Genomic DNA, 19,664 nt, shown 5'->3' on the forward strand with positions numbered 1-19,664 from the left:
GGCGCTCCTCAGGCCCCTTGGGTCAGGGATGGGTAATCGATGTAGCCCTCTGCGCCAGGCGCATAGAAGGTGTTTTTATCCGGGGCGTTGAGCTCGGCACCGACGCGCAGACGCTCTGGCAAGTCCGGGTTGGCGAGGAACGCACCACCAAATACGGCTGCATCCGCTTTGCCGCCGGAAATAAGCGCCTCGGCGCTTTCTTTGTTCAGGCCACTGCCGATCAGGTAGCTGCCATTGAACAGCGGACGCAGTGCACTGTGGTAGTCGAACTCGGCCCCAAACAGGGCGACGTGCAGGTAGGCGAGGTTGAACGGCCGCAGGTGCTTTACCAGGTAGGTGTAGGTCTCTTGCGGATTGGCGTCGACGATATCGTTGAAGTTCATTTCCGGAGAAATCTTGATACCCACGCGATCGCCGCCCACTTCCTCGACTATCGCGGCAAGCACTTCGAGAACGAAGCGAACGCGGTTTTCAACTGAGCCACCGTATTCGTCGTCGCGCTGGTTGCTGCCGCTGGAGAGGAACTGTTCCGGCAAATAACCCGATGCTGCATGCAACTCCACACCGTCGAAGCCAGCCTCGATAGCCCGACGAGCAGCCTGGCGGTAACCTTCAACGACGCCAGCGATTTCGACGATGCTCAGTGCATGCGGGATGACGAAGTCCTGCAGGCCGGTAGCGGTATAGGTTTGGCCCGCGGCCTTGATGGCTGATGGTGCCTGTGGCTGGGCGCCGTCGATCAATGACGGGTGAGAAACACGGCCGCAGTGCATCAGTTGCATGAAGATACGGCCGCCACGGGCGTGAACGGATTCAGCGACCTTTTTCCACGCTGCTACCTGCTCATCGGTTTCAATACCCGGGGTCCGTACATAACCCTTGCCAAGCGCCACCGGGAAAACACCTTCCGAGATGATCAGACCAGCACTGGCGCGTTGCTCATAGTAGGTGGTGACGAGATCGGAAGGAACGCCAGCATCGTTTGCACGTGAACGTGTCATGGGGGCCATGACCATGCGGTTGGACAGCGTGTAACGGCCTACTTGGACTTCGGAAAAAAGAGAGTTCATTACAGTGCTCCTTTGCGGTGATGGGGTTATCATCATTCAATCCGTTGTCGGGATAAATCCGGCAAAACTGAAATGACTAATCCATTTTTGGAGCAATGCTTGGAATACCTGAACGACATGGCCCTGTTCGTCGAGGTCGTGAAGATGCGCAGCTTTCGGGGCGCAGCGGAGTCCATGAACATGCCAAGCTCGACGCTTTCAAGGCGTATCACCAGCCTGGAGAAGCAGATAGGGTTGCGCCTGCTTCATCGCACCACGCGCAAGATTGAGCTGACAGAGGCCGGCCAGCTTTACTTTGATCGGTGCAAGCGCATTGTCGACGAAGCGAGGCTGGCGCATGAGCAGCTGGGTGAGTTGCTCGCCAGGCCCAGCGGCCTGTTGCGCGCCTCGTTGCCAGTGGACTTCGCCAACATCTACCTGGCGCCGTTGATTGCGGATTTCGCAAGACTGTATCCAGGCATCACCTTTGACTTCGATCTCACACCACGGCAGGTCGATTTGGTCAGTGACCCCGTGGATGTCGTCATTCGGATGGGCGAGCCGGCCAATTCCAACTTGATTGCGCGGAAACTGGCTACCCTGCAACGCGGCCTGTACGCCTCACCTCACTATCTACGGGTTTCCGGCGAGCCCCGTGATCCAGCGGAGCTTGTGCATCACGAATGCCTGCGGATGTCAGGAGCAAGCGCGGACAAGTGGACCCTGACCAGCCAGGGTGCTGTCGAACAGGTTCAAGTGGGTGGCCGCTTTGAGCTGAACAGTGTGGGGATGTTGCGTCGACTTGCCTCGCTAGACCTTGGCATCGCACTCCTGCCTGCCGGTATCGCTGCGCCAGATGTCAATGCAGGTGCTTTGCAACGGGTGCTGCCGCAGTGGCAAGCGACACCGGTACCCGTGTACGCATTGACAGAAACCCGATTGCTTCCTGCCAAAACCCAGCGGTTTATCGAGTATCTGCGAGATCAGTTGGAGCAGCCTTAGTCACAGAGAATGGGGCGCCCGCTCAGCGAGTGCCCCGATGGTTGCGAGTGGTACCAGATCAATCCGCCAAGGTTGCATGCTGCATCTCACCGTCGACCAAACGGCTGATACCCAGCGGATTGGCGTTTTGCAGCGCCGGGGGCAATAGCGCATCCGGGTAGTTCTGGAAGCATACCGGACGCAGGAAACGGTCGATCGCCAGGGTACCGACGGAGGTTCCTCGAGCATCCGAGGTCGCCGGGTATGGCCCGCCATGCACCATGGCGTCGCACACCTCGACACCGGTTGGATAACCGTTGAGCAGCACCCGACCGACCTTTTCCTGTAACAGCTCACCCAGCCAGCCCCAGTTCGGCAGCTCGTGCGCTTCACCGATCAGGGTGGCGGTCAGTTGCCCACGCAGCGCCTGGATGGCAGCCGCCAGCTGTTGCGCATCCGCCACTTCGATCAGCACAGTGGCCGGGCCGAACACCTCCTCCTGCAACAACTCGTCACCGCCCAGCAGCAGGCTGATGTCGGCCTGGAACAGTTGCGGTTGCGCCTGATGGTCGCCCTGGGCGCTGCCGGCCAGATGACGAACGCCCGGATAGGTGCGCAGGTGCTCCAGCCCCTTGCGGTAGCTGGCCAGCGTGCCGCGATTGAGCATGGTTTGCGCCTGCTGGTCGGCCATGTGCGCTTTGAATTGCTCGACGAAGGCGCTGAAGGCTGGCGAGCGCAGGCCGAGGATCAGACCGGGGTTGGTGCAGAACTGGCCGCAGCCCATCACCACTGACGCGCTGAGGTCACGGGCGATGTTGTCGCCACGGGCCCGCAGGGCCTCGGGCAGGAGGATCACCGGGTTGATGCTCGACATCTCGGCGAACACCGGGATCGGTTGCGCACGCTCGGCGGCGAGCCGGCTGAGGGCGTTGCCGCCCTTGAGCGAGCCGGTGAAGCCCACCGCCTGGATCGCCGGGTGCTTGACCAGCCATTCACCCACGCCGCCGCCATAGATCATGTTGAACACGCCGGCCGGCATGCCGGTGCGCTCGGCGGCGCGGATGATGGCATCGGCCACCCATTCGGCCGTGGCCATGTGGCCACTGTGGGCCTTGACCACCACCGGGCAGCCAGCAGCCAGCGCCGAGGCGGTGTCGCCGCCGGCCGTGGAGAAGGCCAGCGGGAAGTTGCTGGCGCCAAACACCGCCACCGGGCCCACGCCAATGCGGTACTGGCGCAGGTCCGGGCGCGGCAGCGGCTGGCGATCCGGCAGGGCGCGGTCGATCCGTGCGCCATAAAAGTCGCCCCGGCGCAGCACCTTGGCGAACAGGCGCATCTGGCCGCTCGTGCGACTGCGCTCACCCTGGATACGCCCGGCAGGCAGGGCGGTTTCACGGCAGACGGTGGCGACGAAGTCGTCACCCAGGTCGTCGAGTTCGTCGGCGATGGCGTCGAGAAACTCGGCACGCCGGCTGGCCGGCACATTGCGGTACAGCGGGAAGGCGCTCGCAGCGGCTTTTGCAGCAGCATCGACCTCCGCTTCGGTGGCCTGGCTGAACACGCCGGGCAGCGCTTCGCCGGTCGCGGCGTCGAGGCTTTCAAGGCGGATCTCGCCGTGCGCGGAACGTTGGCCGCCGATGTAGTTGTGACCGAGGATGCGGGTCATGGAGGGCTCCGTAATCGAGTGGGTCGGGAATCAGGTGATGGCGCCGATCTGCCACGGCACGAATTCGTTCTGGCCGTAGCCGTGCTGCTCGCTCTTGCTGCGCTCGCCCGAGGCGATGGCGAGCATCAGGCGATAGATGTGCTCGCCGCGTTCTTCGATGGTCATGCTGCCGTCGGCGATGCCGCCGCAGTTCACGTCCATGTCTTCTTCCTGGGTTTGCCACAGGCGGGTGTTGGTGGCGAGCTTGATCGAGGGCGACGGCGCGCAACCGTAGGCTGAGCCACGCCCGGTGGTGAAGGCGATCAGGTTGGCCCCGCCAGCGACCTGGCCGGTGGCCGAGATCGGGTCGTAGCCGGGGGTGTCCATGAACACCAGGCCGTGGGCGCTCACGGGTTGAGCGTATTCGTACACGTCCACCAGGTCGCTGGAGCCAGCCTTGGCCACGGCGCCGAGGGATTTCTCGAGGATGGTGGTCAGGCCGCCTGCCTTGTTGCCGGCCGAGGGGTTGTTGTTCAGTTCGGCGCCCATGCGCGCGCAGTAGGCTTCCCACCACTGGATGCGGGCGATGAGTTTTTCGCCCACCTGCTGGCTTACCGCGCGGCGGGTCAGCAGGTGTTCGGCGCCATAGATTTCCGGGGTTTCCGAGAGGATGGCGGTGCCGCCTGCGGCCACCAGCCGGTCCACGGCATTGCCCAGTGCCGGGTTGGCGGTGATGCCGGAATAGCCATCCGAGCCGCCGCATTGCAGGCCGACGGTGAGATGGCGAACGCTGACCGGCTCGCGTTGCACGTCGTTGGCTTCGGGCAGCAGGGTCTTGATCTGGGCGATGCCGCTGGCGATGGTCTTGGAGGTGCCGCCGGTGCCCTGGATGGTGAAGGTGCGCAGGGTGTTGCAGCTTTCCAGGCCCTGGGCCGCGAGCAGGTCGGGGATCTGGTTGGTCTCGCAGCCGAGGCCGATCATCAGCACCGAATGGAAGTTGGCGTGCACCGCGTAGCCGCCGAGGGTGCGTTGCAGCATGGCCAGGGCTTCGCCACCGGGATCGACCGCGCAGCCGACGCCGTGTGTGAGGGCGACCACGCCGTCGACGTTGGGGTAGGCGGCCAGTGCCTCGGGGTGGATATCACGGCGGAAATGGTCGGCGATGGCCCGGGCCACGGTGGCCGAGCAGTTCACCGAGGTGAGGATGCCGATGTAGTTGCGCGTGGCAACCCGGCCATCGGCGCGCACGATGCCCATGAAGCGGTCTTCGACTGGCGCTTTCACGCCCTTGGCGTCGACGCCGAAAGCGTAGTCGCGGCTGAAGTCGCCCATGGCCACGTTGTGCACGTGGACATGCTGGCCGGCTTCGATGTCGCGGCTGGCGAAGCCGATGATCTGCCCGTAGCGACGCAGCGGCTGGCCCGCCGCGATAGCGCGGGCGGCGACCTTGTGCCCGGCCGGGATCGGCTCGCGCACGCGGATGCCTTCCGGCAGTTCCAGCCCTTCGGTCAGCGGCTGGCGGGCAATCAGCACATCGTCCAGCGGGTTGAGTCGGATCACGGCGTTGGCAGCGCTTGCACTGCCTGTTGTTGTAATGAGTTGCATGACAGTCACCTCAATGGGGCGAGTGGCTTAGGCCAGCCCACGCTCGCGATAGTCGATCAGGCCGGAGAACAGCATCAGGCCGAAGGCCATGACCACGAAGAAGATCAGGGCCAGGAAGTAGGAACCGGTGAACTGCACGATCAGGCCGATCAGGATCGGTACGATGACGCCGACCATGTTGCCGCAGAAGTTCATGCTGCCACCCAGTACGCCGGCCTTGGATTTACCGCCGAGGATGGCCGGCAGGCACCAGTACATGCCGCACCAGCGGATGAAGAACAGCGCGACGCAGAGCAGGGCGATGACGCGGGCCGCATCCGGGGTGTAGGCCACCAGCAGGATGCACAGCGCGGCCACGGCGGCGGAGCCTGCGAACATGCTGCGCATCACGGTGTTTGGCTGGCCACCGTTGGTGCGCCATTTATCGGCGATCCAGCCGCCGATCAGTTCGCCGACGAAGCCGCACATGAAGATCAGGAAGGTGGCGCCGCCCATGGCCTTGATGTCGAGGTTATGGGCCTGGTGCAGGTAGCTCGGCATCCAGGTCAGCAGGCCGTAGAACACGCTGTTGTAGCAGGCGTAGCCGGCGAACATGCACAGCACCGAACGGCTTTTCAGCAGCTCCTTGAGCACGGCCTTGCGGTTGCCGTTGCTGTTGGCCGCGGCGTCGTTGGCGCCGGTGATGTAGTCCAGCTCGGCCTTGTTGACCAGCGGGTGCTCGCTCGGGTGGTTGCGGATGTACCACCAGGCCCAGATGCCGACGACCACGGTGCCGACACCGGCAATGATGAAGGCGATGCGCCAGGAGTCGAACCAGGTGATGAGGCCGGCGATGATGATCGCGCCGAAGGCCGTGCCCAGCGGTGCGCCGCCGTCTACCAGGGTGGCACCACGGCCGCGCTCGTTGGGGGTCAGCCAGGCGCCGTTGAGCTTGGCGCCGGCGGGCATGATCGGCGATTCGGCAACGCCCAGGCCGATGCGGGTGACCAACAGGGTGATCCAGTTGTGGGCGAAGCCGCCCAGAGCCTGGAACGCGCCCCAGCCGACGGTGGCGACGCCGACGATGTTGCGCACCTGGAAGCGGTCCAGGAGCATGCCGCTGGGGATCTGCATCAGCGCGTACGACCAGAAGAAGGCGCTGAGGATCAGGCCTTCCAGGGCCGGGGTCAGTTCGAACTCGGCGGAAATCAGCGGCAGGGCCACCGACAGCGAAGCGCGGTCGATGTAGTTGATCGCCGCGAGCAACAGCAGGATCAGGAAGATGCGCCAGCGCACGTTGGTCGGACGGGTGCTGTCGGCGGTCGCGAGGGCGGGCGAGGGGGCCGCCGGGTAAGGGCTGTTCTTCATGCTCATCTCACTCTTATGTTTGTTATGAAATGCCGGGGCGGCGCCTCCCTGCGCCTGATGCGGTTCAGGTCAAAGGGGCTTCACGGCTCCCGGTTCCAGGGGCGCGGCAGCCTGGCCGACGGCATTGCGCAGCGGCGCGCCGAACTCGGCCAGGCTGATCTCGAAGACGTCGCCCGGGATGGTCTTGACCTGATCGGCGAACGACAGGGTCGCGGTGCCGAAGAAGTGGATATGCACATCGCCAGGGCGCAGGAATTGCGGGTACTTGAAGTGGTGGTACTCCAGATTCTCCAGGGAGTGGCACATGTTGTCTTCGCCACTGAGGAACGGTTTTTCCCACAATACGGTGTCACCACGGCGAATCCGGCTGGTGCCTTCGAGGTGGCGGGGCAGGTCGCCCACCCGAAGTTCGGGGCCGTAGGCGCAATTGCGCAGCTTGGAGTGGGCCAGGTAGAGGTAGCTGCGGCGCTCCATCACATGGTCGGAAAATTCGTTGCCGATGGCGAAGCCAAGCCGGTAGGGCTGGCCATCATCGCCGATCACGTAGAGGCCAGCCAGTTCCGGCTCCTCGCCGGCGTCTTCGGCGAACGCGGGGCTCTGGAACGACTGTCCCGGACGGACCACGGCAGAACCGTCGCCCTTGTAGAACCACTCCGGCTGGGCGCCCACCTGGCCTGCGGCCGGGCGGCCGCCGTCGATGCCCCACTGGAACATCCTGGCGGTGTCGGTCAGGGCGGCGGTGTCGGCGGCTTTTTGCTGGTGCATCTTGTCGCGGGTCGAGGCGCTGCCCAGGTGGGTCAGGCCGGTGCCAGTTACCAGGCAGTGGGCCGGGTCTTCGTGGTCCAGCGGCGGCAGCACGCGGCACTCGGCCAGGGCCAGGGAATAACTTTCAGTACTGCTGTCCAGTCCGCGCTCCAGCACTTCGGCGCTGAGGCTGCGCTGGTTGCGGATGGCGGCAAGGGCCAGTTCACGCATGTGGGTGGTGTGGCGGACGAGCTGGATCAGGTCGCCTTCGACCACGCCGACGTGGCGCTGGGCGGTTGCGGTTTCAAATTGGATCAGGCGCATGCTGGCTCCGTGTTGTTCTTGTGGGATCGATGGCAACCACTTTAATTTTCCCGGCCGATGCTGCCTAATGAGAGCTGTTTGCCCCGTGATAACTTTTAGTGATCCCCTATGCTCCCACCCTTGAGTTCCATGGCCTCGCGCCTGCGCCTGCGCCAACTGCGCCTGCTCATCAACCTCGATGAGCTGGGCTCGATCCACAAGGCCGCCGAGGCCATGTCGATTACCCAGCCCGGGGCGACTAAGGCGCTCAACGAGATCGAGTCGACGCTGGGCGCGGTGCTGTTCGAACGGACCAGCAAAGGCCTTGAAGCCAATGACCTGGGCCGTTGCGTAGTGCGCTATGCACGCTTGATCGGTAACGATCTCGCGCATCTGCGTGAGGAGATGCTGGGCATTCTCCAAGGCCACGGCGGACGTCTGTCTGTGGGCACCATCATGGGCGCTGTGCCGATCATGGTCGAGGGTTTGGCGCGCTTGCGCGAGAACCAGCCGGACCTGTCTGTATCGGTGGTGGAGGACACCAGTGACCGCTTGCTCAACCTGCTCGACCAAGGGCGCTTGGATGTGGTGATTTGCCGGACGAGCGTCAGTCCAAGACCTAAAGCCTATGAGAGCCGGGTTAAACATCAGGAACAGTTGGTGCTGGTGGCAAACCCGGCGCATCCGCTGGCGGCCTGCTCAGCGTTGACCCTTGAGCAATTGGCGCAATCGCGCTGGGTGGTGTTCCCGGTAAACATGCCCATGCGCCTGACCCTTGAGCGTGAGTTTCGCGAGGCCGGCTTGAGCTTCCCGCAATACCCCATCGAAACCTCGTCGACTTTCACGACGTTGTCCATGCTCATGCAAGATCGGGATCTGCTCGCGGTGATGCCATGGGATGTCGCCAGGATGGCCCTGGACCACGGCATGCTGGTCCGTCTGCCGCTGCAACTCAAGTCGCGGAGCGAGCCCTACGAGGTCGTGACTCGGGTTGGCGTCGAGCTGAGTAAACCTGCACAGATGCTGGTAGACATTCTGATGGCCTAACCCGTTCAAGTGGCCGCGAAGACACGGCCCTTCGGGCTCCCAGCATGTTCTTCGGGCGGCTGCATGCCCCTCCTATAAGTCTCGATTCTATTTATTCATAAGCAGGGCTGTTTGCTCCGGAACACGGCTGCGCCTAGGTTAGCGCTAAGCCGAGCGACACGCTCCGGACAGAACAAAAACAATAGAAGAGAGGCTTCAAATGCCTGAAATAACCATCGGTATGGTGGGAATCGGTCAGCTTGGCCTTCCTATCGCAACCAACCTGCTTGCTGCCGGGTTTCGTGTCGTCGGATACCGGCGCCGAGACCGCGAGGCTTTCATCAGCCAAGGGGGAGTTGCCCTCGACAGTCCGGCGGCCGTGGCCCAGCGGGCAGATATCATCCTTACCTGCCTGCCAAGTGAGGTCGCCCATGTTGGCATCATGGAAGGCCCTGAAGGTCTGCTTGATTCCATCGGGCCGCAGCACACCCTGATTGAAATTGGCACCTACTGCAAAACGTTCAAGCAACGTATCGCCCAGCGTATCGAGCAACGCGGCGCGCGTGTGCTCGAGGCCGAAGTCAGTGGTACCCCTTCCATGGTGTTGCAGCGCAAGGCCTCATTGTTCCTGGGGGGTGATCCGGACTTGGTTGCGCACTGTAAGCCTGTGCTCAATGCCATCGCCGACATCCAGTTCCACATCGGTGAATTCGGTAGCGCAGTGGCGATGAAGCTGATCGCCAATTATCTGGTAGCTATCCATACCCTGGCTGCTGCAGAGGCGCTGAACCTTGGCGTGAAGGCAGGTTTCGATCCCCAGCAAGTGGTTGATGTGATACGCCAAAGCGCGGGCGGCTCGACGATGTTCAACGCGCGCGCGCCCATGATGGCCGAGCGTCATTTCGTGCCTGCACCCGGGCCGTTCGTAACCCTCGAAAAGTACATTGATATGGCCAGCGAGCTTTCTGATGGGCTCGATTGTGCTGCGCCCTTGTTCAACGCCGCGAAGCCTTATTTTGTGCGTGCGATCGAGGAGGGCATCGGTGAAGAAGATATTTCGGCAGTGATCAAGCTGATCGAGGCCGATTCCATGGCCAATTCCAAAAAAGAGAAAACATCATGCTGATTGAACAACGTACCTACCAACTAAAGCCTGGCGCGATGCACGAGTTCCTGCGCGCGTATCAAGAGGAAGGTCTGCCGATCCAAGGCGAAGCTTTGGGCAACCTGATCGGGTACTTCAAGCCCGAGACCGGAGACATTAACCGGGTCATCCAGCTGTGGGGCTACGCCAGCTTTGAGGACCGCGCCCAGCGGCGCGCGGCATTGTCCAACGACCCTAAATGGCGCGCTTTCCTCGGCAAGAACGCACACATGGTAGAAGCGCAACAGGTCGAGCTGCTCAGCGCCGCACCGTTCTCTCCCATTCGCTAAGAGGAGCCTCACCGATGATTCGCTCTCTTCAACACGTAGGTATGACCATTCCGGACCTGGAAGTGGGTCGTTCGTTCTACGAGGCAGTCGGTCTCGAAGCGCGTATCTCTGGGCAACACGTCGTGATGCGCTGCAAAGGACGCGCCCAAGACCAGGTGCGGCTGATGCCCGGCATCCAGAAGCATTTAAGCTACATCTCATTTGGCACCGACGCTGAGGGCCTGCAGGCAATTCGCGAGAACTTGAGTTTTCATGGGGTAGTAATTCACCCGGCGCCTTTTGACATTGGTCAGGACGGGATCTGGTTCCGTGATCCATCCGGTGACTGGGTACATGTCAACGAAGCCGATTCGATGCCTGCACAACCGCTGGAAACCCCGGAGCTGAATACCCCGGGCCGCTATCGCCGTATTGGTGAGCGCGGCTGTACTCCGACCTCAAAACTGCGTCGGGTAACCCCGCTGCGCCTCGGTCACCTGATCAAGTTCACCGCCGACGTTAATCGTTCCATTGAGTTTTACACCCGCGTGCTGGGGATGAAAGTCTCTGACCGTGCAGGGGACAAGATCGCATTCCTGCGCTGTGGCTGTGGTGGCGACCATCACGTCCTGGGTCTGGCCAAGAGCAGCCATAGTGGCCTGCACCACCTAAGTTTCGAAGTGACCGATCTCGACGAGATCCAGCTCGGGGCCAAACACCTGATGAGTCTTGGCTACGAGAGTGCTTTCGGCTTGGGACGTCATGTGGCCGGCTCCAATTACTTCCACTACATTCGCGACCCTTGGAGCAGCATGGTCGAGTACTTCTGGGACATCGACGTCATCCCGGAAGACGACAGTGAATGGGAAGCTTTCGACGGCGATCCTCAGGATGTGATTGCGGTATGGGCGACCAACCCTCCGCCTGAAGCATTCATCAAGAACTTCGAGGCGGCACGCGATGAGTAACTCATCGGCTCAGGAACTTCTGGCTGGCATGCTGAAAAAACCATTGTTCGTGGTGCTTCGTAAGCCCCGCGATCTGAGTAGGCTGGCGGAGTTGCTGGAAGCTCACTTGATGTGGGCGATTGTCGCCGAGAAACGTGGCGAGCTGTTCGCATCTGGCCCTTTCGTTTCGGCGCACGCGTCGCCAGGCGAACTGGGAGGCATGAGCATCCTGCGCGCGGCTGATGAAGCCGAAGCCCTGCGCATCGTCCAAGCAGATCCGTTCATTGCCAACGGACTGTATGACGTGGAAATCCGCAAATGGCTGCTGATGGAAGGTGGTTTGACCGTCCACGTCAGTTTCTCCGATCAACGCTATTCGCTTTTGTGATGGTGGTCCCATGAAGTATCAGCTTTTTGCTTATTACAACGATTTCCAAGCCCAAGCAACCGGCCTGTTGGTGGGTGAGTACGCTTATGATCTGGGGCACCTTGCTGCCAATGCCGGTGTAAAGGTGCCGTTGGTTTCGCTGGATGCGCTGCTCGACGACTGGGCTGCAACCAATACTCAGCTGCAAGCACTGGCAGATAGCGTCTTCGGCGCTCCAGCGCTCCATGAGGGCTACCGCCTGGACCTTGAGGCGGTGGAGTTTGCGCCGTTTCTGGCTCGGCCGGGCACCATTTATGCTGCGGGCGCTAACTACCGCGACCATGTGGAAGCCATGGCGCGTGCGTTCAACATGAAGTTATCGCTGGACCCACGCAGCGAAGGCATCGCGCCTTGGCACTTCATCAAGCCTGGCCGTGGTTGTCTGGTTGCACACAAGCAGTCGGTCGAGTTCCCGGCAGGTGTGCGGATGCTGGATTGGGAGGCTGAACTGGCAGTCGTGATCGGCAAACGTGCGTCGCGAGTTTCCGTTGAAGAGGCCCTTGAGTATGTAGCCGGGTACACCTGCGCCAATGACCTTTCGGCGCGCGATCGCCTTCGCCGCGAACAGGTCGATGCTAGCTCGCCGTTTCGTTTCGACTGGATCGGGCACAAGTGCTTCACCGGGTCATGCCCATTGGGGCCATACCTGACACCGGCACAGTTCGTGAAAGACCCTGAGAACCTGGATATCAAGCTGGCACGCAACGGCGCTTGGGTGCAGGACTCCAACACGCGGAATCACATGTATGGCGTCGCTGAGCAGATCTCTTATCTCAGCCAGACCATCGACCTGTTCCCAGGTGACGTACTGCTCACCGGCACGCCCGCCGGGGTGGGCATGGAAAGCCATACCTTCCTCGAGCGCGGCGATGTGTTGAAAGTGTGTATCGAAGGGTTGGGCGAGTTGGTAACTACTATCCGCTGAAACCTCCAGAACGAACTGCCTGAGTCCTGACTTACTGAAAATTGCAACTTGCTGAATGATCGGCGTGCGACGAAGCACCCGATCGTTTGGCCACGGCAGAGGAAAACTCGGCCTGGAACTTGAAGATCTCCTCCGCAATACAACAATAAAAGTGGACTATGAGATGAGCAAACCAAACCTCACGGCCAGCCGTGCAGCGTGCCTATGCGTCATGCTACCTTTCACCTCAATGACTTACGCCACTGAAGGTGGTGGTACTTCATATCCTCTCGGTGTTAACACGGTGGGCGCCGGCAAGATGCCACCTCCCGGATTTACCGAGTTCTTCTATCTTTCGGATTATCGTGCAGGTCAAACACTCGATGGGGACGGCGATAGAAAAGCAGGTATTCATGACTTCGATCTAAATATCCAGGCACTTTCGATTCGCGTCGATTATGTCTATCAGGACGTTTCATTTCTCGGCGGCAAATTTGCCAGTCGCGTCGCCTTGCCACTGGTCAAAGGCGATATCAGTTTCAATGTCGATACCCCGGCAGGTCGCGTGAGGCGCAGTGACCATCAGGAAGGCATCGGCGACCTAACCGTCGTGCCATTCGTGCTGGGCTGGAGCTCCCCCCGTTACCATCAGTTGTTCGGGCTGGACGTATTTGTGCCGGTGGGAGCCTACGACAAAGACCGCTTGTTCAACCCGGGTAGGAACACTTGGGCCTATGGGCCATGGTATTCATTTACGGCATATCCGCTGGAAAATCTCGAAGTCAGCGCAAAGCTGATTTATATGATCAACGGCGAGAACAAAGATACCGATTATCGCTCCGGCCATGAGTTCAATGCCGATTACAACATTGGCTACAACATTACCCGCGAATGGCAGCTTGGGTTGAACGGCTACCTCTACAAACAGGTCAGCGATGACGAGAAAGACGGACATACCTACCTAGATGGCAATCGGGGCCAAGTGGCCGCAATCGGTCCCGCTCTGAAGTACCAGGCGCCGGAGTTCGGTTTCGTCATGAAATGGCAACATGAAACGCATGTGGAGAATCGGGCCTCGGGTGACCGTATTTGGTTGCAAGCCGTTTACCGATTCTGAGTGTCGTTTGTTGCAAGGATCGCGCAAAGCAAAGCGACAGTCATTCCATGAATATCACTGCACTAAAATTACAATCAGGTGAAATCATGACTGGTATATCCAAGTGGCATGTATTGATCGGCGGTTTCATTGCCTATCTGTTCGATGCAATGGAAATCATTCTGCTGACCGTGGCGCTCCCGGTCATCCGTCAGGATTTAGGTTTCAGCCTCAATGAGGCAGGCGCTATGGCCAGCGCGACGCTGTTGGGCATTGGCGTCAGCGGGGTTGCGACTGGCTGGTACTCCGACAATTTTGGGCGCCGGAATGCGTTGCTCGCATCGTTGGCAATTTTTGGCGTGCTGACGTGCTTCTTTGCACAGGCTCACGAACTCTACCTACTCATGGCACTGAGATTTGTATCCGGGTTAGGACTCGGTGGCGTCTGGACCATTCTCTCAGCTTATATCGTCGAGACCTGGCCGCCTAAGCAACGGGCGCGCGCGATTTCATTCGTGATCAGCGCATTTCCGATAGGGGCAATCGTGGCCGCATTGGCTGCGAAGTTCATGTTACCCGAATGGCGTTCTATGTTCTTGTTGTCTGGGATTTCGGTGCTCTTGCCCATTCTGTATGTGTACTTCCTTATACCCGAATCGCCCGCCTGGCAAGCACAACGGCATTCGGTTGCTGAAGCCACTTCCCGTATTTCAGTGCGCGAAATTTTTGCACCGGCACTGCTTCGTTATACGCTGTTTGGCTCATGTGCAGCGAGCTTCGCTTTATTGGGGTCGTGGGGCGTAAGTACATGGCTGCCCACTTACCTCATGCAAGACAGGGGGCTGGGCTTGGCAGCCATGACCAGCTTCATGGCGGTCCTTCATTTGGGTAATTTTGTCGGGCTGAACATCTTCGGATTCATTGCGGATCGCATCGGCAAGCGGCTGACCATTGTCATATCGCTGTTGCTCACATCGCTGATGGCTGTTGTGTACGTCTACACGCCGGAGGCGCAATGGCTCATCTGGATTGGTGCGGGCTATGCCTTCTTCATGGTGTTCGCTGGGTTGTTTGGCTCTTACTTCAGCGAAATGTATCCGATACGCGTGCGAACACTGGGTGCGGGATTCTGTTTCAATGCGGGCAGGGGACTGGCGGCATTCGCCCCGGTACTCCTCAGTGGCATTGCTAGTTTCTACAGCCTTGCCGCTGGATTGATGGTGTGTGCAGGGTTCTACGTTATCTCTGCGATCTTCGTCATCGCTATGCCCCAAAACCCTGTAACGGCAGATGATGGCCATAGCGCCGAAGGCGTTCTGCCAGGGCAAGAAGCGATCAATTAAGGTTCATCTCGCGCATTGCGCCCCGGGTCCCAGGACTCGGGGCTTTTTTTTGCCTGAGTGAAAGCCAATTATGGGAAGGTCATAATAAAATCGGATAGTGGGAATAATGAATATTTGCTTCATTTATTGATCGTCGCGCCTGAAGATCTTGGTCAGACAACATCAATAAGAGGACAACCCTCATGATCAACTTGCACGATATTCGTTACGTCAGGCTGGGTACGGCCAACCTGGATGATGCAAGGCGCTACGCCACTCAGATTCTGGGCCTGCAGGTCGTGCGTGAAGCGCATGGCGCCATCTACTTCCGTTCCGACAATCGCGATCACACGCTCTGCTATTACGAGGGCGATCCCCACGAGACCACCACAGCCTTCGAGGTGAGGACCGCGCAGGATCTGGAAGACGCAGCCATCCTGCTTGAGCGTAACGAATTCAAAGTCCAGCACGGCTCGCGTGAGGACGCTGAAGTGCGCTATGTCGACGACTTCATTCGTTTCAAAGACCCTAGCGGCAACAACATCGAGCTGGTGCTGCGCCCTCATGCCAGTGGTCGCAACTATTTCCCGAGCCGAGATGCCGGCATCACCGGCTTCAGTCATATTGGCTTGCGCACCATGAATCCTCGGCGCGACGAGTTGTTCTGGACACAGCTCGCAAACGCCCGGGTAAGCGATCGCATCGGCGAGGCGCCGCTGCTACGCATCGATGAAGTTCACCACAAGATTGCGCTTTTCCCGTCGTCCCACGCTGGGGTACAGCACATCAACCATCAGGTCGAGTCGGTGGATGATCTGATGCGTGCCTATTACTTCCTGGTTGACCGGGGGATTCGCATCCTGTTCGGCCCAGGGCGCCATCCGACCTCAGGCGCGATGTTTCTGTATTTCGAAGGGCCGGACGGCATGACCTACGAATACTCGACCGGCGTCAGCCTCATCCCTGCGGAGAAAGATGCTAGCCACCAGCCACGGCAGTTCTCGGCGACGAACGAATCCTTCTGCGCATGGGGCGCAAAACCTGACATTCCAGAGTTCAAATCGTGAATCAATTTCCGATACCCAGCGGCGATGCGCAGCGACAGGTGCGCATGGCAGCGCGAGCGCTGGCGCGTGCTGGCCTGGTCCATGCTTATGGGCACTGCAGCCTTCGCCTGGACGATGAGCATTTCCTGGTATGCGCGGCACGCCCCATGGGGCTTATCAGAGCAGGCGAACCCGGGGTCGTGGTGCCAATTCACGGGGAGCTGCCCGAAGGTGTGTTGGGTGAAGTTCGTATCCACCAGCAGATTTACAGCCGTCGCCCCGATGTCCGCGCAGTGATACGGAGCATGCCAGCCCAAGTCATGGCGCTATCCTGCGCCCGGCTGACGCCGCAAGCCCGGCACGGGATCGGCAGCTATTTCAGCGCACCGATTCCCTTGTGGGATGACCCTCAGTTGCTGCGCAACGAAGCACAAGCCAGCGCGCTGGCTGACCAGTTCGGGAACGGGAACGCATTGGTAATGCGTGGTAACGGCGCCATCGTTGCTGGCGTATCGCTAGTCGAAGCGTTGACGTTGACCTGGTACTTGGAAGACGCCGCGCGCATCGAGTTGCAGTTGCACAGTGCCGGCCTTGCCGCTGAAGGACCGGTGCTCGATGCACAGGCATGTGCCCAGCGGGCTGTCACCACCGGCCGGATCTACGAGCGCATGTGGGACTACCTCACCGCCGCTGACCCCGAATACCGCATCCCCTCTCTCTAAAACAAGAAGGAATACCGTATGCCTGCGAAAGAATTCCGCCATTTCATCAATGGTGAGTGGGTGTCCAGCACCCGCACATTTGAAAATCGTAACCCTGCAGACAATAGCCTTGTCGGGTTGGTGCACGAGGCAAACCAGGAGCAAGTCGATGCTGCCGTACGCGCTGCGCGCAATGCCTTGAAAGGCCCTTGGGGCAGCATGACGGTGGCGCAGAGGACTGCGCTGCTACACAAAGTTGCAGAAGGTATTGAGCGTCGTCATGACGAGTTCGTCGCGGCTGAAGTTGCCGATACAGGCAAACCACGTGCGCTTGCTGGCCACCTGGACATCCCACGCGGGGCGGCCAACTTCAAAGTGTTCGCTGACCTGATCAAAAATGTGCCCACTGAAAGCTTCGTGATGGACACACCGGATGGCGGCAAGGCAGTCAACTACGCCGTGCGCGCTCCACGAGGCGTGATCGCCGTGGTCTGCCCATGGAACCTGCCGCTGTTGCTCATGACCTGGAAGGTCGGCCCGGCCCTGGCCTGCGGCAATACCGTGGTGGTGAAACCTTCCGAAGAAACACCCGCTACAGCCACGTTGCTTGCCGAAGTGATGAACGAGGCAGGTGTGCCACCTGGCGTGTACAACGTTGTGCATGGTTTTGGTGGCGATTCTGCCGGTGCCTTCCTGACAGCCCATCCCGAGGTTAACGGCGTGACGTTTACCGGCGAGACCGGCACCGGTGAGATCATCATGAAAGCGGCCGCCAATGGTATCCGCCCGGTATCGCTGGAACTGGGCGGCAAGAACGCCGGCATCGTCTTCGCCGACGCAGATCTTGAAAAAGCCGTCAAAGGTTTGGGCCGTGCCGTGTTCGAGAACAGTGGCCAGGTCTGTCTGGGTACCGAGCGTATCTACGTGCAGCGCCCGTTGTTCGAGCGCTTTGTAGCTGCATTCAAGGCGCATGCAGAGGGCATCAAAGTTGGCGACCCCAACCAGGCCGACACCAACATGGGGCCAGTCATTTCGCTGGGCCACCGCGAGAAGATTCTCTCCTACTGCCGCCAGGCCGTTGCCGATGGTGCAACAGTGGTCCACGGCGGCGGTATTGCGCAGGTGCCGCCGCATCTAGCCGAAGGCGCTTGGTTTGAGCCGACCATTTGGACTGGCCTTGCAGAAACCTCTGCCGTGGTCCGCGAGGAAATCTTCGGCCCAGTGTGTCATATCGCCCCATTCGATACCGAAGAAGAAGTGGTCCGCATGGCAAACGACACCCCCTATGGCCTGGCTGCCAGTGTGTGGACGCGCGACTTGCAGGTAGCCCACCGCTTGGGCAGTGCGCTCGATGTGGGCATTTGCTGGATCAACTCGTGGTTCCTGCGCGACTTGCGTACCGCCTTCGGCGGCGCCAAGCAGTCCGGTATCGGGCGTGAGGGGGGCGTTCACTCGCTTGAGTTCTACACCGAACTGCGCAATGTCTGCGTGCGGCTGTAAGGAGCCATCATGAACAAGCAAGAAATCGAAAAGCTTGGCCTGCAGCTGCATCAGGCGTTGACTGACCGCCAGGCAGTCGCGCCGTTGACCGAGCGTAATCCCGACATGACGCTTGAGCAGGCTTATCAGGTCCAACTGGCAATGATCCAGCATCGTCTCGAAGGAGGCCAGAAGGTCATCGGCAAGAAGATCGGCGTCACCAGCCAAGTGGTCATGGACATGCTCGGTGTCGATCAACCGGACTTCGGCCACCTGCTTTCGGACATGCTCTATGTCGATGGTGCTGCGATCTCTCTGGACGGTTTGATCGCGCCTAAGGCTGAAGGTGAAATTGCCTTCGTACTTAAAGAGGACCTGCGCGGTCCAGGCGTCACCGTAGCCGATGTGCTGCGGGCCACCGCCTATGTGATGCCCTGTTTTGAAATCGTCGATTCGCGCATTCGCGACTGGAAGATTCGTATCCAGGACACCGTTGCGGATAACGCTTCCGCAGGTGCGTTCGTGCTGGGGGGGCAGGGTGCCGCACCGCGCGACGTCGATCTGGCCTGTGTCGGCATGACCTTGGAAAAGAATGGTGAAGTTGTCGCAACCGGCGCTGGCGCTGCTGCGCTGGGGCACCCGGCGAACGCTGTTGCTTGGCTAGCCAACAAATTGGGGCAGCTGGGTATCGGGCTCAACAAGGGCGAGGTGATTCTCTCCGGCTCACTCGCCGCCATGGTCCCAGTTCAACCTGGCGATCAATTGCGTGTATCGCTCGGCGGCATCGGCTCCGCCTCTGTCCGTTTCGTTTGAAGGAACTCTTATGAATCTCTCTCCAAGCACCATTGCCCAACTCGCCGAACACCTGGAAAACGCTGAACTCAAGCGTGAGGCGGTAGCGAAGATCACCGATGCTCACCCAGACATGGATTGGGAAGATGCCTACGCGATCCAGGATGCGATCCGTCAGCGCAAGGAGGCACGCGGCGTGCGCATTCCAGGCCTGAAGATGGGCCTGACTTCCTTTGCGAAAATGAAACAAATGGGCGTAACTGACCCTATTCACGGCTTCCTCACCGACTACGGTTCATGCCTTGATGGCGCGGCCATTGATGTCGATAGTCTGATCCACCCCAAAGTGGAAGCCGAGATCGCCTTTGTGCTCAAGCATCCGCTGAAAGGCCCGGGCGTGCACGTTGGCGATGTACTGGCTGCCACTGATTTCATTCTGCCTGCAGTCGAGGTCATCGACTCGCGCTACGAGAACTTCCGCTTCGATCTCAAGAGCGTCATTGCGGATAACACATCCTCGGCGCGATTCGTCACAGGCGGCCAGATGAGCGGTGTACAAGGCATCGACCTGAAATGCCTGGGTGTCGTCTTGGAGAAAAACGGCGAAGTCGTCGCGACTGGCGCTGGCGCCGCCGTACTGGGCCACCCGGCGCAGAGCGTAGCGATGCTGGCTAACATGCTGGGCGCCAAGGGACGTGAGCTGCCGGCCGGCTGCTTCATCATGACCGGAGGCATTACCGAGGCGATCGCCGTTGCAGCTGGGGACAACATCAGCGTCCGCTACCAGCACTTGGGCAGCGTCTCCATGCGTTTCACCTCTTCCAGCCAACGTTGAGT

19 protein-coding genes are annotated in these 19,664 nt (G+C 60.2%); 14 read left to right on the top strand and 5 right to left on the bottom strand.

Annotated features, from left to right (window positions below):
* Nucleotides 1–8 precede the first annotated feature (8 nt).
* A complete protein-coding gene (locus OO258_RS08625) occupies nucleotides 9–1,070 on the bottom strand; it encodes an alkene reductase (RefSeq protein ID WP_266029764.1) in 1,062 nt (353 codons plus the stop codon).
* A 99-nt stretch (nucleotides 1,071–1,169) separates the two neighbouring features.
* On the opposite strand from OO258_RS08625, the gene OO258_RS08630 reads away from it, so the two are divergent.
* Nucleotides 1,170–2,051 carry a LysR family transcriptional regulator gene (locus OO258_RS08630; protein WP_266029766.1) on the top strand — a complete coding sequence of 294 codons (882 nt, stop codon included), beginning with the start codon at nucleotides 1,170–1,172 and terminating at the stop codon, nucleotides 2,049–2,051.
* A 58-nt stretch (nucleotides 2,052–2,109) separates the two neighbouring features.
* Here OO258_RS08630 and OO258_RS08635 read toward each other — a convergent pair whose 3' ends face one another.
* The 4 genes from OO258_RS08635 to araD1 form a co-directional block, all read right to left on the bottom strand.
* Complete coding sequence (locus OO258_RS08635; RefSeq protein ID WP_266029768.1) at nucleotides 2,110–3,696, bottom strand: aldehyde dehydrogenase (NADP(+)); 1,587 nt, start codon at nucleotides 3,694–3,696, stop codon at nucleotides 2,110–2,112.
* 30 nt (nucleotides 3,697–3,726) lie between these two features.
* Nucleotides 3,727–5,280 carry a UxaA family hydrolase gene (locus OO258_RS08640; protein WP_266029770.1) on the bottom strand — a complete coding sequence of 518 codons (1,554 nt, stop codon included), beginning with the start codon at nucleotides 5,278–5,280 and terminating at the stop codon, nucleotides 3,727–3,729.
* Between the two features lie 27 nt (nucleotides 5,281–5,307).
* Nucleotides 5,308–6,627, bottom strand: coding sequence for an MFS transporter (locus OO258_RS08645; protein ID WP_266029772.1), 1,320 nt, complete (start codon nucleotides 6,625–6,627; stop codon nucleotides 5,308–5,310).
* 69 nt (nucleotides 6,628–6,696) lie between these two features.
* Complete coding sequence (gene araD1, locus OO258_RS08650) at nucleotides 6,697–7,695, bottom strand: AraD1 family protein (protein WP_266029774.1); 999 nt, start codon at nucleotides 7,693–7,695, stop codon at nucleotides 6,697–6,699.
* A gap of 129 nt (nucleotides 7,696–7,824) precedes the next feature.
* On the opposite strand from araD1, the gene OO258_RS08655 reads away from it, so the two are divergent.
* The 13 genes from OO258_RS08655 (at nucleotide 7,825) to dmpH (ending at nucleotide 19,662) form a co-directional block, all read left to right on the top strand.
* Complete coding sequence (locus OO258_RS08655; protein WP_416309198.1) at nucleotides 7,825–8,721, top strand: LysR family transcriptional regulator; 897 nt, start codon at nucleotides 7,825–7,827, stop codon at nucleotides 8,719–8,721.
* 199 nt (nucleotides 8,722–8,920) lie between these two features.
* Entirely contained in the window at nucleotides 8,921–9,826 is a 906-nt protein-coding gene (locus OO258_RS08660) for an NAD(P)-dependent oxidoreductase (RefSeq protein WP_266029777.1), read from the top strand.
* Nucleotides 9,820–10,134: an NIPSNAP family protein gene (locus OO258_RS08665; RefSeq protein ID WP_060545516.1), complete on the top strand. Its 315-nt coding sequence runs from the start codon at nucleotides 9,820–9,822 to the stop codon at nucleotides 10,132–10,134. The genes OO258_RS08660 and OO258_RS08665 overlap by 7 nt, the downstream gene beginning before the upstream one ends.
* A gap of 14 nt (nucleotides 10,135–10,148) precedes the next feature.
* Nucleotides 10,149–11,081, top strand: coding sequence for a VOC family protein (locus OO258_RS08670; protein WP_266029780.1), 933 nt, complete (start codon nucleotides 10,149–10,151; stop codon nucleotides 11,079–11,081).
* Entirely contained in the window at nucleotides 11,074–11,448 is a 375-nt protein-coding gene (locus tag OO258_RS08675; protein ID WP_026034390.1) for a YciI family protein, read from the top strand. Before OO258_RS08670 ends, OO258_RS08675 begins: the two co-directional genes overlap by 8 nt.
* A gap of 10 nt (nucleotides 11,449–11,458) precedes the next feature.
* Entirely contained in the window at nucleotides 11,459–12,412 is a 954-nt protein-coding gene (locus tag OO258_RS08680; RefSeq protein WP_266029784.1) for a fumarylacetoacetate hydrolase family protein, read from the top strand.
* A 211-nt stretch (nucleotides 12,413–12,623) separates the two neighbouring features.
* Nucleotides 12,624–13,508, top strand: a complete 885-nt coding sequence (locus tag OO258_RS08685) for a SphA family protein (protein ID WP_323054377.1) — start codon at nucleotides 12,624–12,626, stop codon at nucleotides 13,506–13,508.
* Nucleotides 13,509–13,594: 86 nt separating this feature from the next.
* Nucleotides 13,595–14,830: an MFS transporter gene (locus OO258_RS08690; RefSeq protein WP_266029976.1), complete on the top strand. Its 1,236-nt coding sequence runs from the start codon at nucleotides 13,595–13,597 to the stop codon at nucleotides 14,828–14,830.
* A 182-nt stretch (nucleotides 14,831–15,012) separates the two neighbouring features.
* Nucleotides 15,013–15,876: a VOC family protein gene (locus tag OO258_RS08695; RefSeq protein WP_266029788.1), complete on the top strand. Its 864-nt coding sequence runs from the start codon at nucleotides 15,013–15,015 to the stop codon at nucleotides 15,874–15,876.
* A 44-nt stretch (nucleotides 15,877–15,920) separates the two neighbouring features.
* Nucleotides 15,921–16,577 (top strand): class II aldolase/adducin family protein, encoded by a 657-nt coding sequence (locus OO258_RS08700; protein ID WP_266029977.1) that lies wholly within the window; start codon nucleotides 15,921–15,923, stop codon nucleotides 16,575–16,577.
* Nucleotides 16,578–16,595: 18 nt separating this feature from the next.
* Nucleotides 16,596–18,056 carry a 2-hydroxymuconic semialdehyde dehydrogenase gene (locus OO258_RS08705; RefSeq protein ID WP_266029790.1) on the top strand — a complete coding sequence of 487 codons (1,461 nt, stop codon included), beginning with the start codon at nucleotides 16,596–16,598 and terminating at the stop codon, nucleotides 18,054–18,056.
* 9 nt (nucleotides 18,057–18,065) lie between these two features.
* Nucleotides 18,066–18,848: a 2-oxopent-4-enoate hydratase gene (gene dmpE, locus OO258_RS08710; protein ID WP_060545506.1), complete on the top strand. Its 783-nt coding sequence runs from the start codon at nucleotides 18,066–18,068 to the stop codon at nucleotides 18,846–18,848.
* A gap of 10 nt (nucleotides 18,849–18,858) precedes the next feature.
* A complete protein-coding gene (gene dmpH / locus OO258_RS08715) occupies nucleotides 18,859–19,662 on the top strand; it encodes a 2-oxo-3-hexenedioate decarboxylase (protein WP_266029793.1) in 804 nt (267 codons plus the stop codon).
* Nucleotides 19,663–19,664: the final 2 nt, after the last annotated feature.

Source organism: Pseudomonas sp. DCB_BI, from assembly GCF_026240995.1.
Classification (GTDB): domain Bacteria; phylum Pseudomonadota; class Gammaproteobacteria; order Pseudomonadales; family Pseudomonadaceae; genus Aquipseudomonas.

Coding starts and splice junctions, on each gene's coding strand:
- OO258_RS08705 (WP_266029790.1), top strand. CDS start 16,596: ATGCCTGCGAAAGAATTCCGCCATTTCATCAATGGTGAGTGGGTGTCC.
- OO258_RS08645 (WP_266029772.1), bottom strand. CDS start 6,627: ATGAAGAACAGCCCTTACCCGGCGGCCCCCTCGCCCGCCCTCGCGACC.
- OO258_RS08635 (WP_266029768.1), bottom strand. CDS start 3,696: ATGACCCGCATCCTCGGTCACAACTACATCGGCGGCCAACGTTCCGCG.
- OO258_RS08655 (WP_416309198.1), top strand. CDS start 7,825: ATGGCCTCGCGCCTGCGCCTGCGCCAACTGCGCCTGCTCATCAACCTC.
- OO258_RS08670 (WP_266029780.1), top strand. CDS start 10,149: ATGATTCGCTCTCTTCAACACGTAGGTATGACCATTCCGGACCTGGAA.
- OO258_RS08695 (WP_266029788.1), top strand. CDS start 15,013: ATGATCAACTTGCACGATATTCGTTACGTCAGGCTGGGTACGGCCAAC.
- OO258_RS08680 (WP_266029784.1), top strand. CDS start 11,459: ATGAAGTATCAGCTTTTTGCTTATTACAACGATTTCCAAGCCCAAGCA.
- dmpH (WP_266029793.1), top strand. CDS start 18,859: ATGAATCTCTCTCCAAGCACCATTGCCCAACTCGCCGAACACCTGGAA.
- OO258_RS08640 (WP_266029770.1), bottom strand. CDS start 5,280: ATGCAACTCATTACAACAACAGGCAGTGCAAGCGCTGCCAACGCCGTG.
- OO258_RS08625 (WP_266029764.1), bottom strand. CDS start 1,070: ATGAACTCTCTTTTTTCCGAAGTCCAAGTAGGCCGTTACACGCTGTCC.
- OO258_RS08700 (WP_266029977.1), top strand. CDS start 15,921: ATGGCAGCGCGAGCGCTGGCGCGTGCTGGCCTGGTCCATGCTTATGGG.
- dmpE (WP_060545506.1), top strand. CDS start 18,066: ATGAACAAGCAAGAAATCGAAAAGCTTGGCCTGCAGCTGCATCAGGCG.
- araD1 (WP_266029774.1), bottom strand. CDS start 7,695: ATGCGCCTGATCCAATTTGAAACCGCAACCGCCCAGCGCCACGTCGGC.
- OO258_RS08665 (WP_060545516.1), top strand. CDS start 9,820: ATGCTGATTGAACAACGTACCTACCAACTAAAGCCTGGCGCGATGCAC.
- OO258_RS08685 (WP_323054377.1), top strand. CDS start 12,624: ATGCTACCTTTCACCTCAATGACTTACGCCACTGAAGGTGGTGGTACT.
- OO258_RS08660 (WP_266029777.1), top strand. CDS start 8,921: ATGCCTGAAATAACCATCGGTATGGTGGGAATCGGTCAGCTTGGCCTT.
- OO258_RS08675 (WP_026034390.1), top strand. CDS start 11,074: ATGAGTAACTCATCGGCTCAGGAACTTCTGGCTGGCATGCTGAAAAAA.
- OO258_RS08690 (WP_266029976.1), top strand. CDS start 13,595: ATGACTGGTATATCCAAGTGGCATGTATTGATCGGCGGTTTCATTGCC.